Annotated in this window: 8 protein-coding genes; 4 read left to right on the top strand and 4 right to left on the bottom strand. The window is 68.4% G+C overall.

All coding sequences use genetic code 11. The features are described 5' to 3' along the window. Positions 1–14: 14 nt before the first annotated feature. From J2X41_RS00635 to prfB, 3 genes are all read left to right on the top strand, one after another. Positions 15–1,214 carry an N-acetylmuramoyl-L-alanine amidase gene (locus J2X41_RS00635; protein ID WP_310078807.1) on the top strand — a complete coding sequence of 400 codons (1,200 nt, stop codon included), beginning with the start codon at positions 15–17 and terminating at the stop codon, positions 1,212–1,214. A gap of 176 nt (positions 1,215–1,390) precedes the next feature. Next, positions 1,391–3,766: a penicillin-binding protein 1A gene (locus tag J2X41_RS00630; protein WP_310078806.1), complete on the top strand. Its 2,376-nt coding sequence runs from the start codon at positions 1,391–1,393 to the stop codon at positions 3,764–3,766. Between the two features lie 87 nt (positions 3,767–3,853). Next, a protein-coding gene (gene prfB / locus J2X41_RS00625) for a peptide chain release factor 2 (RefSeq protein WP_310078805.1) occupies positions 3,854–4,973 on the top strand; the annotation gives its coding sequence in 2 pieces (ribosomal slippage) (positions 3,854–3,922 and positions 3,924–4,973; 1,119 coding nt in all). A 57-nt stretch (positions 4,974–5,030) separates the two neighbouring features. Here prfB and J2X41_RS00620 read toward each other — a convergent pair. The 4 genes from J2X41_RS00620 to tyrS all read right to left on the bottom strand — a co-directional run bounded on the left by J2X41_RS00620 (position 5,031) and on the right by tyrS (position 8,719). After that, the gene (locus J2X41_RS00620; protein WP_310078804.1) at positions 5,031–5,507 is read right to left on the bottom strand and encodes a polymer-forming cytoskeletal protein; all 477 of its coding nucleotides are present in this window, start codon (positions 5,505–5,507) and stop codon (positions 5,031–5,033) included. Next, on the bottom strand, positions 5,488–6,642 hold the full coding sequence (locus J2X41_RS00615; RefSeq protein WP_310078803.1) for a M23 family metallopeptidase: 1,155 nt from the start codon (positions 6,640–6,642) through the stop codon (positions 5,488–5,490). Before J2X41_RS00615 ends, J2X41_RS00620 begins: the two co-directional genes overlap by 20 nt. Before the next feature lie 204 nt (positions 6,643–6,846). Further along, positions 6,847–7,323 carry a peroxiredoxin gene (locus tag J2X41_RS00610; RefSeq protein WP_310078802.1) on the bottom strand — a complete coding sequence of 159 codons (477 nt, stop codon included), beginning with the start codon at positions 7,321–7,323 and terminating at the stop codon, positions 6,847–6,849. 136 nt (positions 7,324–7,459) lie between these two features. Beyond that, entirely contained in the window at positions 7,460–8,719 is a 1,260-nt protein-coding gene (gene tyrS / locus J2X41_RS00605) for a tyrosine--tRNA ligase (RefSeq protein ID WP_310078801.1), read from the bottom strand. A gap of 288 nt (positions 8,720–9,007) precedes the next feature. Here tyrS and J2X41_RS00600 point away from each other — a divergent pair, with 288 nt between their 5' ends. Next, on the top strand, positions 9,008–10,141 hold the full coding sequence (locus tag J2X41_RS00600; RefSeq protein ID WP_310078800.1) for an anhydro-N-acetylmuramic acid kinase: 1,134 nt from the start codon (positions 9,008–9,010) through the stop codon (positions 10,139–10,141). The last annotated feature ends 525 nt before the right edge of the window (positions 10,142–10,666 follow it).

The raw sequence follows: 10,666 nt of genomic DNA, 5'->3' as shown, positions 1-10,666 counted from the left end.
GGGCGATGGACGGCATGAGCAGGATATTGATCTCGGCGACTAGGACGGGATGGGCGCGGGCGGCGATGATCGTCGGCGGCCTGGCCCTGGCTGGCGTCGCCGTGGCCATGGCTCAAGGGCCCGCACCCGCTGCCGGCGTCCAGAAGGTCCGCTTCGGCGGCGACCGTAACGAAACCCGCATCGTCATCGACCTCGATCGCGCCGCCACCGGCAAGCTGCTAGCCGACGGCGCCGCCGATCGCCGGATCGTGATCGCGTTGCCCAACGTCTCGACGGCCGGCGATCTGCAGGGCGCGGGCCAGGGTCTGGTCGAGCGCTGGGCGATCGACGAAGCCGCCGGCGGCGCCCGCCTGCGCCTGGACCTCAAGGCCAACGCCGAGGTCCGCCGGCGCTTCCTGCTGCCGCCGGGCGACGGCGCTTCGGCCTATCGCTATGTCATCGACCTGAAGTCGACGGACGCGCCTGGCGCGGTCCGGACACCAGACCTGAAGCCGATGATGGTCTCAGCGCCCCTGAAAGCCCCGGCGCTGCGCCTGAAGAAGGTGATCGTCATCGACGCGGGTCACGGCGGCAAGGATCCCGGCTCGTCGGGCGCCAAGACCGCCGAGAAGGACGTCACCCTGGCCGCCGCCAAGGCCCTGAAGGCCAGGCTGGAGAAGTCCGGCCGCTACACCGTGGTCATGACCCGCCAGTCCGACACCTTCGTGCCGCTGGAAGCGCGGGTCCAGATCGCCCGTCGGGCCGACGCCGACCTGTTCATCTCGCTGCACGCTGATTCGGGGCCCGACGCCACGACCCGCGGCGCCAGCGTCTACACCCTGTCGGAAAAGGGCACCGAGCGCGTGGCGCGGGTGCTGGAGAAGGACGACTGGCTGATGAAGGCCAATCTGCCGGGTCGTGATCGGGCCGTCAGCCAGATCCTGCTGGACCTGTCGCAGCGCGCCACCAAGAATCGCTCGGCCGCCTTCGCCGAAACCCTGCTGCAGTCGGTGGGCGAGGAGACGACCCTGCTGCGCCGCAGCCACCGCGACGCTGGCTTCATCGTGCTGCTGGCCCCCGACGTGCCGGCCGTGCTGCTGGAGATGGGCTTCATCACCAATGTCGACGACGAGCAGCTCTTGAAGTCTTCCGCCGGCCGAGGCCGGCTGATGGACGCCGTCGCCGGGTCGATCGAATCCTATTTCGCAGCCGAGACGCGTCTCGCCGCGCGGTAGGGCGGGGTTTTCGACGGGCCGTTGGCGCCTCGCCCGATGCGCGCTAGAGCCATCGGGAGGAGGGCGCTTCGGACGCGGCCGCTCCCCGTGACCGCAAAACCGCTTACGTTTTTGCCGATCGCGCTCTAGAGGATTCGAACGGAGCGGGCGAAAGTGCGTCGCCCGACGGAGGCGGCGTGGACTTAAAGCCCAGACAACGATGGATCGCCATCGCCGGTGTCACGGTGCTGTCCGCGATCGCCGTGGCCGGCTTCGCCATCGCCATCTACGCCGCCTGGCTGTTCCACGACATGCCCGACGCCGGCGAACTGCAGGACTATCGCCCGCCGACCGCCACGCGCGTCTATGCATGGGACGGCACCCTGATCGGCGAATATTCCAAAGAGCGCCGGATCTTCGTGCCCTACGATCAGATCCCGACCCAGCTGGCCCAGGCCTTCCTGGCGGCCGAGGACCACAACTTCTTCAAGCATGGCGGGGTCGATGTCGGCGGTTTCTCGCGCGCCATGCTCAATAATGTCGGTAACGCCGCGCGCGGTCGTCGCCTCGAGGGCGGCTCGACGATCACCCAGCAGGTCGCCAAGAACGTGCTGCTGACCAGCGACGCGACCGTCGGGCGCAAGTTCAAGGAAGCGATCCTGGCGCACCGCCTCGAACAGTCGCTCGACAAGCAGCAGATCCTCGAGCTGTACCTGAACGAGATCTGGCTGGGCTATCGCTCGTACGGCGTCGGCGCGGCCGCCTACAACTATTTCGGCAAGTCGCTGCCCGAGCTGACCCTGGCCGAAAGCGCCTTCCTGGCGGCGCTGCCCAAGGGGCCGGACAACTATCATCCGATCCGCAACAAGGCGAAAGCCAAGGCCCGCCGCGACTGGATCCTGGGCCAGATGGCCGACCTGGGCTGGGTCAGTCAGGCCGACGCCAAGAAGGCGATGGCCGAGGACCTCATCGTCCAGCCGGCCCCCAAGCGCGCCGCCTATCGTGACGCCGACTATTTCGTCGAGGAGGTGCGCCAGCGCGGCGTCGCCACCCTCGGTCCGCGCCTCAACGAGGGTGGCTACTACATGCGCACCACCCTGGACCCCAGACTGCAGACCGCGGCCCGGGTGGCGCTGATGGAAGGCCTGGAAAAGTACGACCGTCGCCATGGCTGGCGCGGCGCCTGGGGTCATGTGGAAACCCTGGACGCCGACTGGGAAAAGCAGGCGCTGAAGAAGGCCCCGGCCTCCGAGCGCCGCGGCTGGCGGCCGGCCATCGTCACCTCGACCTCGGGCGGCGTCCGCCTGGCCAAGGGCGAAGGCGAGGGGACCATCGCCGGCGAGGACATGGCCTGGGCCAACGCCACCAAGGGTCTCAAGGTCGGCGACCTGGTGTTCGTCGAAAAGCCGGACGGCGCGGCGGCCTATCGCCTGCGCCAGGTTCCCATCGTCAACGGCGCCCTGGTGGCCATGGAGCCTTATACGGGCCGTGTCGTCGCCCTGGTCGGCGGCTACAGCTTCTCGCTGTCGAACTTCAATCGCGCGACCCAGGCGATGCGCCAGCCGGGTTCGGCCTTCAAGCCCTTCGTCTACGCCACGGCCCTGGAGAACGGCTACACGCCGGCCAGCGTGGTGGTCGACAGCGCCATCACCCTGAAGGGGGCCAACGGTCAGGACTGGAGCCCGGAGAACTATCATAAGAAGTTCTACGGAGCCCTGCCGCTGCGCAAGGGTCTGGAGCAGTCGATCAACGCCATGACCGTGCGCCTGGCCCAGAGCGTCGGCATGAAGAAGATCGTCGAAACCGCCAAGAAGACCGGCGTGACCCGTGACATGGCGCCGGTGCTGGCCATGGCCCTGGGCGCGGGCGAGACCACGCCGTTCAAGCTGACCACGGCCTACACCCCGTTCGTCAACGGCGGCCGCCGGGTCGAGCCGCACCTGATCGAACTGGTGCAGGACCGCGAGGGCAAGGTGATCTTCCGCGCCGACAAGCGCGACTGCGTCCGCTGCAACGCCGGCTTCAACGGCGACGAGAGTCCGCGCATCCCGGCGCTGGGCGAACAGGTCATGGATCCGATTACCGCCTACCAGATCACCTCGATGCTTCAGGGCGTGGTCCAGCGCGGCACCGCGGCCCAGGCCAGCTCGCTAGGCTATCCGCTGGCCGGCAAGACGGGCACCACGAACGAATACCGCAGCGCCTGGTTCATGGGCTATTCGCCCAGCCTGGTGGTCGGCGTCTTCATCGGCTTCGACGACAACCGCTCGCTGGGCGAGGGCGAGACGGGCGCGACCGGCCCGGTGCCGATCTTCATGGACTTCATGCGCGAGGCGCTGAAGGGCCAGCCTAAGACCGAGTTCAAGGCGCCCGCCAACGCCAAGTTCGCCATGGTGCGCGGCATTCGCGAGGCTTTCCGCCCCGGCACGGAGCCGAAGGTCTTCGTGCCGACCGAGAGCAGCGGACCGCAGCCCTACGGCCAGGTCTGGCCGGACGGCCAGATCGGACCGGCTCCGACCCAGGGACCCGCCAAGCCGCCGCCCCAGGCGCCGGACATCAGCGGGCTCTATTAATCGTCGCCCAATTCGTCCGGGGTCATTGCGCCGACTCCGGGCGCGGGCTATGTCCCGCGCCCTTCAACACTGTCACGGAGCAACGTGATGAGACCGGATGTCGAGGCCTCCGCGGCTGACATCGAGCAGTCCGTTGGGCTGCTCAGGAGGCGTCTTTGACTGGGATGTCGCCCTTAGAAAGCTCGATGAGCTGAACGCCCGGGTCGAAGACCCGACCCTTTGGGACCGCCCGGCGGAAGCCCAGGCCGTCTCCCGCGAACGTGCCGCTTTGGCCGCCCGCGTCGAGGCCGTGCAGGTGCTGGAACGAGGCGTGAAGGACGCGCTGGAATACGCCGAACTGGCCGACATGGAGGGCGACGAGGCCCTGCTGGAGGACGCCCGCGCCCAGCTCAAGGACCTCAAGGAACGCGCCGGCCGCGCCGAACTGGAGGCCCTGCTGTCCGGCGAGGCCGACGGCAACGACTGCTATGTCGAAATCAACTCCGGGGCCGGCGGCACCGAGTCCTGCGACTGGGCCGGCATGCTGCTGCGCATGTACAGCCGCTGGGCCAACGCCCATGGCATGAGCGTCGAACTGGTCGAAGAGACCTCGGGCGACCAGGTCGGCATCAAGTCGGCGACCCTGCTGGTCAAGGGGACGAACGCCTATGGCTGGCTGAAGACCGAGGCCGGGGTCCATCGCCTGGTGCGGATCAGCCCCTACGACGCCGCCGCCAAGCGCCACACCAGCTTCGCTTCCGCCTGGGTCTATCCGGTGGTCGACGACACGATCGAGATCGAGATCAACCCGTCGGACGTGCGCACCGACACCTATCGGGCCTCCGGGGCCGGCGGGCAGCACATCAACAAGACCGACTCGGCCGTGCGCTTGACGCACATTCCGACCGGCATCGCGGTGGCCTGCCAGGCCGGCCGTTCGCAGCACCAGAACCGCGAGGAAGCCTGGAAGATGCTGCGCGCCCGGCTCTACGAGGCCGAACTGCAGAAGCGGGAAGCCGCCCAGCAGGCGCTTGAGGACCAGAAGACCGATATCGGCTGGGGCCACCAGATCCGCAGTTACGTCCTGCAGCCCTACCAGATGGTCAAGGACCTGCGGACCAATGTCGAGACGTCCGACACCCAGGGCGTCCTGGACGGCGATCTCGACCAGTTCATGGGCGCTTCGCTGGCCCAGCGGGTAGGGGCGACCCGGGACGCCCAGGCCTAGCCTGGCCGTCGGCCCCAATGCAAAACGCCCCGGAGCGATCCGGGGGCGTTGTTGTTTCTAGCCGGCGGGCTTGGATTCCAGCATCGCCGGGGGAGCCGGTTGGGCCTGTGGGGCGGCTGGACGCTGGAACTTCAGGCTGCGCCCCTGGAAGAAGGCCCCGGTTTCCATCGCCAGCTGCTCGTGGGTGATGTCGCCGTCGATATAGGCGGTGCCGTAAAGCCGGACCTGCTTGGCGGTGATCGCGCCGACGACGCGACCGCGGACCTCGACCGCCTCGGCGTAGATCGAGCCTTCGACGTGGCCGGTTTCCCCGATCGTCAGCCGGCCCACCCGCACGTCGCCGCGCACCACGCCGTCGATCTGCAGTTCGCCGTCGCCCGTGATGCCCCCTTCGATGGTGATGTCGGGGGAGACCAGGGACGCCACCTTCGGCTGGGCCTTGCGGCCGGCTTCGGCCGTGGCGGGGGCCATGGACATGGGCAGCGGTTCGATATGAACCGAGCCCTTGGACGCCTTAGCTTGCTTGCTGAACATACTCACCAGCCTTCAAGAAGCGGTTCGGGTTCTGAGCCCGACCGTTGACCCATACTTCGTAGTGCAGATGCGGACCGGTGGAACGGCCTGTCGAGCCCATGGCCGCAATGCGCTGGCCGATGGCCACGCGCTGACCGACCCGGACCGAAGAGGCCTGCAGGTGGGCGTAGCGGGTCTTGAAACCGTTGCCATGGTCGATCTCGACCACGTTGCCATAGCCCGAGCGCACGCCGACGAACGAGATCACGCCCGGCGCGGTCGCCATGATCGGCGTGTAGAACGCGCCAGGAAAGTCCAGGCCCGAATGGAAGGCCGGGCGATGGGTGAAGGGATCGAAGCGGACGCCGTAGCTGCTGCTCAGCGCCGGATTGTTGGTCGGCCGGTAGAAGGGCAGCTGTTGCGAGGCGGCGCTCAGCTGGCGCATGTCCGACATGTCGGTGGCCGCGTGCTGGATGCGGCCGGCGAAGTCCTCGTCGACGTCGAGCACGGCGGCCAGGGCGCGCGGGTCCTTGGCCTCGATCAGCGGGCCGCCCAGCGAGCCGCCGTCGCGGCTGACGAAGTCGCCGGCGTCGAGGCCGGCCATCCGCATCGCCAGGCGCAGGCGCTCGGCCCGGCTCTTGGCGAAGGTCTCGGCGGCGTCGATCAGCCGCTCCTGGTCCATGCGCGTGGCCTGGATGCGCTCGACCGGCGAGGCCCCGGGCAGGCGCGGCTTGGCGACCTGCAGGGCTTGGGCCGCGCCCGGCACGCCGCGGAAGTCGCTGACCAGCAGGGCCAGGGCGGCGTGGCGTTTCTCGACCGAGTTGGCCAGTTCGTCCAGCGAGCCGCTGCTGGCCGATAGCTGCACCATGGCGCTGTTCAGGCGGGCCTGGCGATCGGCGTTGAGGCGCTCGTAATAGGCCTTCTGCTTGATGACCACCTGGTCGGTCGAGCTGACCGACAGGACGTTGACCATCATCGAGGCGGTGCAGACGCCCATCCACAGGGCCGCCGCGGCGACGCCGGCGGCGCACATCAGCTGCTTGCCGGTGGAGAAAACGTAGCCGCGCATCTCGCCGCCGGAGCGCACATAGAGGTGCCGCTCGGGGAAGAGGTCTTCCAGGGACTGTCGGATTCGCTTGAAGCGCGTGATCGCCATCGCCCTAGGAAACCCCCGTTTTCAAGGTTCCGGCGATATGCAACGAGAAAGCGGAAACGCGCAAGATGCTTCGCGCCGAGCGTGAACGCGGCGCGACTTTTTGCCTTGGCGATTCAATCGGTAGAAGGTTCCGTGCCCGAATTCCATCGTCGGCGCGCGGCATTGTTGCGATGACCGCACGCCCGAGGCGGGAAAGCCACACCGTTATTTGCCCGCCCCTTCCTTCAGGGTTCGCGCCGCCGTCAGCACGGCCTTGATGTGGTTGGGCACCTTGACCTTGCGCCAGACGTTGCGGATCACGCCCTCGCGGTCGATCAGGAAGGTCGAGCGGTCGATGCCCATGTACTTGCGGCCGTACATGCTCTTCTCGACCCAAGCGCCATAGGCCTCGACGGTCTCGCCGGTGGGGTCGGCCGCCAGTTCGACGGTCAGGTCGTGCTTCTTGCGGAACTTGGCGTGCGAGGCGACGCTGTCCTTGGACACCCCGACGATCACCGCGCCCAGCTTGGCGAATTCCTCGACCTCGGACGAGAACTGAAGAGCTTCCGAGGTGCAGCCGGCGGTGTCGTCCTTGGGGTAGAAGTAGAGCACGACGGCCTTGCCCTTCAGGCTGGAAAGGCTGATCCGGCCGGTGTCGGTGGCCAGGTCGAAATCAGGGGCCTTGTCGCCGGCTTCAAGCATCTGTCTCTCCACGTCAAATTCTCAGTTGTCATCCCGGAAGCGCGTAGCGCTGTCCGGGATCCAGGACAGCCGCACCGCCTTGGCCCAGTCCTCTGGGACCCGGACAGCCCCTGCGGGGCTTCCGGGATGACAACGGTTAGATGGGTTTCACAAGCACGATCTTCTTCTTGCCCGCCGCCAGCTTGACGACGCCGTCGACGAGGTCGGCCTCGGTGACCACGCGGTTGGCGTCGGGCTCGGCCTTGTCGTTGACCTTGACCCCGCCGCCCTGGGCCAGGCGCCGGGCCTCGCCGCGCGAGGCGGCCAGGCCGGCGTCGGCGAACAGGTTGGCCAGGACGATCCCGGTCTTCAGGTCCGCGGCGGCGACCTCAAACGTCGGCAGGTCGGCCGAAAGCGCACCTTGCTCGAAAGCCTTCTCGGCGGCGTCACGGGCCTTGCGGGCCTCGTCCTCGCCATGCGCCATCCGCGTGGCCTCGTCGGCCAGCACCTTCTTGGCCTCGTTGATCTGGGCGCCCGGCAGGGCTTCCAGTTCGGCGACGCGATCCAGCGGCAGGTCGGTGAACAGCTTCAGGAACCGGCCGACGTCGGCGTCCTCGGTGTTGCGCCAGAACTGCCAGTAGTCGTAGGGGCTCAGGGCGTCGGCGTTCAGCCAGACCGCCCCGGCGGCGGTCTTGCCCATCTTCGCGCCCGAGGCCGTGGTCAGCAGCGGCGTGGTCAGGCCGAAGGCCGGTTTCTGGTCGACGCGGCGGATCAGTTCGACGCCGTTGAGGATGTTGCCCCACTGGTCCGAACCGCCCATCTGCAGCACGCAGCCGCGCTTGCGGTTCAGCTCCAGGAAGTCGGTGGCCTGCATCAGCATGTAGTTGAATTCGAGGAAGGTCAGCGGCTGTTCGCGGTCCAGGCGCAGCTTGACCGAGTCGAAGGCCAGCATCCGGTTGACGGTGAAGTGCGTGCCGTATTCGCGCAGGAACTCGATGTAGCCCAGCTTGCTCAGCCACTCGTCGTTGTCGACCATCACCGCGTCGGTGGGACCGTCGCCGAAGGTCAGGAACTTCTCGAAGGCGCGTTTGATGCTGGCGATATTGGCCTTGATGCCGTCCTCGCTGAGCATCTTGCGGCTCTCGTCCTTGCCCGACGGGTCGCCGACCTTGGTGGTGCCGCCGCCCATCAGCACGATCGGCTTGTGGCCGGTCTGCTGCAGGCGGCGCAGCATCATGATCGAGATCAGATTGCCGACATGCAGCGACGAGGCGGTGGCGTCGAAGCCGACATAGGCCGTGACGATCCCGCCGGCGGCGGCCGCGTCCAGCTCGTCCGGATGGGTGATCTGGTGGATATAGCCGCGGGCCTGCAGGGTCTGGAGGAATTCCGACTTGAAGGACGCGGGGGCGGACATGGTTCGACTCTCTAGTTCGGGCGCCCGGGATTCCGGCGCCGGGCGTTCGGGTGACCGCGCGTCTAGCACGGGGGAGGCGGTCTGTGGCGAGGGTTTCATCGTGGAAGTCTCCTGGGAAGGGATCCGGAGACGTTCGCTGGCCTGACGCGTCGCCGGAGGAGGCGGGCGCATCGACGTGATCGGTCGGCCTCCCGCTAGGACAGCGGGCGGTAATAGGCGCGGGTCGGGCGGCGGTGATCGATCATGGGGCCTAGCTAGCCGGGCCGGGCCGTGGCAGTCAACCGGACCATGCGTATCCTGGGATTCATGACCGGCACCTCGCTCGACGCGGTCGACATGGCGGTGCTCGAGACCGACGGCGAAACCATCCAGGCCTTCGGGCCGGCGGGTGAGCGCAAGCTGCGCGAGGAAACCCGCGACCTGCTGCTGGTCGCCACCGAGGTGGCCCGCGGCTGGCCGCGCGACAAGCCGGCGCCGGACATCTTCGAAGAAGCCGCCCAGGCGGTGGCCGACGAGCACTTCCACGCCGCCGAGAGCTTCCTGGCCGAGCATGGCCTGGCCTGGCCCGAGTTCGACCTGCTGGGCGTCCATGGCCAGACGGTGCTCCATGAGCGGCCCCATCCGGGGCGGATCGGCCGCACCGTGCAACTGCTCGACGCCGAGCGGCTGGCCAGGGCCTGCGGGCGGCCGGTGGCGTTCGATTTCCGCACCGCCGACGTGGCGGCGGGCGGGCAGGGGGCGCCGCTGGCCCCGGTCTATCACGCCGCCCGGGCCCAGGCCTCGGGCCTGGCCGCGCCGGTGGCGGCCCTGAACATCGGCGGCGTGGCCAACATCACCCTGATCGGCCCGGACGGCGACCTGCTGGCCTTCGACACCGGCCCGGGCAACGGCATGATCGACCTGATGCTGCAGGCCAGGGGGCTGGGACGGTTCGACGAGAACGGCCGGCTGGCGGCGGCCGGGGCCGTCGACGAGGCCGTGCTGAAGACCTTCCTGGCCAGCGACTATTTCTCCGGACCGGCCCCCAAGTCGCTGGACCGCTACGATTTTCCGCTTGACCTGGTGGATCACCTGTCCTCCGAGGACGCCGCCGCCACCCTGGTGGCCTTCACCGCCGAGGCCGTCGTCAAGGCCTTCGAGCACGGCCAGCGTCCGCAGGCCCTGATCGTCTGCGGCGGCGGCCGCCACAATCCGCAGATCATGAAGGCCCTGGCCGACCGCGCCCCCGTGCCGGTCCGCACCGCCGAGGCGGTCGGCTGGCGCGGCGACGCCATCGAAGCCGAGGCCTTCGCCTTCCTGGCCGCCCGCACGGCGCGGGGTCTGCCGATCAGCTTCCCCGGAACGACGGGGGTGGCCGCGCCGATGACGGGCGGGAGGATCGTAAATCCAAATCCTCCCCCTGTGGGGGAGGCGATCGCGTAGCGATCGGTGGGGGGAGTTTTAGGGTTGGCGATCCGGGCTGTGGTCATCGGCTGATCACTCCCCCCACCGTCGGCTGCGCCGACACCTCCCCCACAGGGGGAGGATCTGACTGGCGCGGCTTCGCCGCCTCACGCGGCTAGCCGCTGAGCTGATGGAAAGGGACGCGGAGCGCCGGACATCGTCCGGAGTGTTTGAGTAGTAACCGTTTTCGACGAAGCCCGATCGCTCCGCGCCATCGTTATCCGGAAGCCCGCGGCGCTGAGCCCTGTTGGAGCCTCGCCGCCTTGAAGCCTCCGACGGGCGGGCCAGGTCAACGAACCCTAGTCCCGGACCGCGAGCGCGTCACCGCCCGCCTGTTGCGCCGCCAGCCCTCGCGCCACGCCGTTTTAGTGTTCCATGCCCGGCCGGCCCTGGAGACGCGAGGTTTGGTCCCAAGGGACCGCCGACGGAGCTTCCCGCTCGATCGCCCCCCGCCGCCGCATCGGTCGCTGGCCATGCGCCCTTTCCCCGCGACGAGGTGGGTAC

It is taken from the genome of Caulobacter sp. BE254 (genome assembly GCF_031457295.1).
GTDB lineage: Bacteria > Pseudomonadota > Alphaproteobacteria > Caulobacterales > Caulobacteraceae > Caulobacter.
The sequence above is the reverse complement of the archived record's forward strand: the minus strand, read 5'-3'. Positions and strand labels throughout refer to the sequence as shown.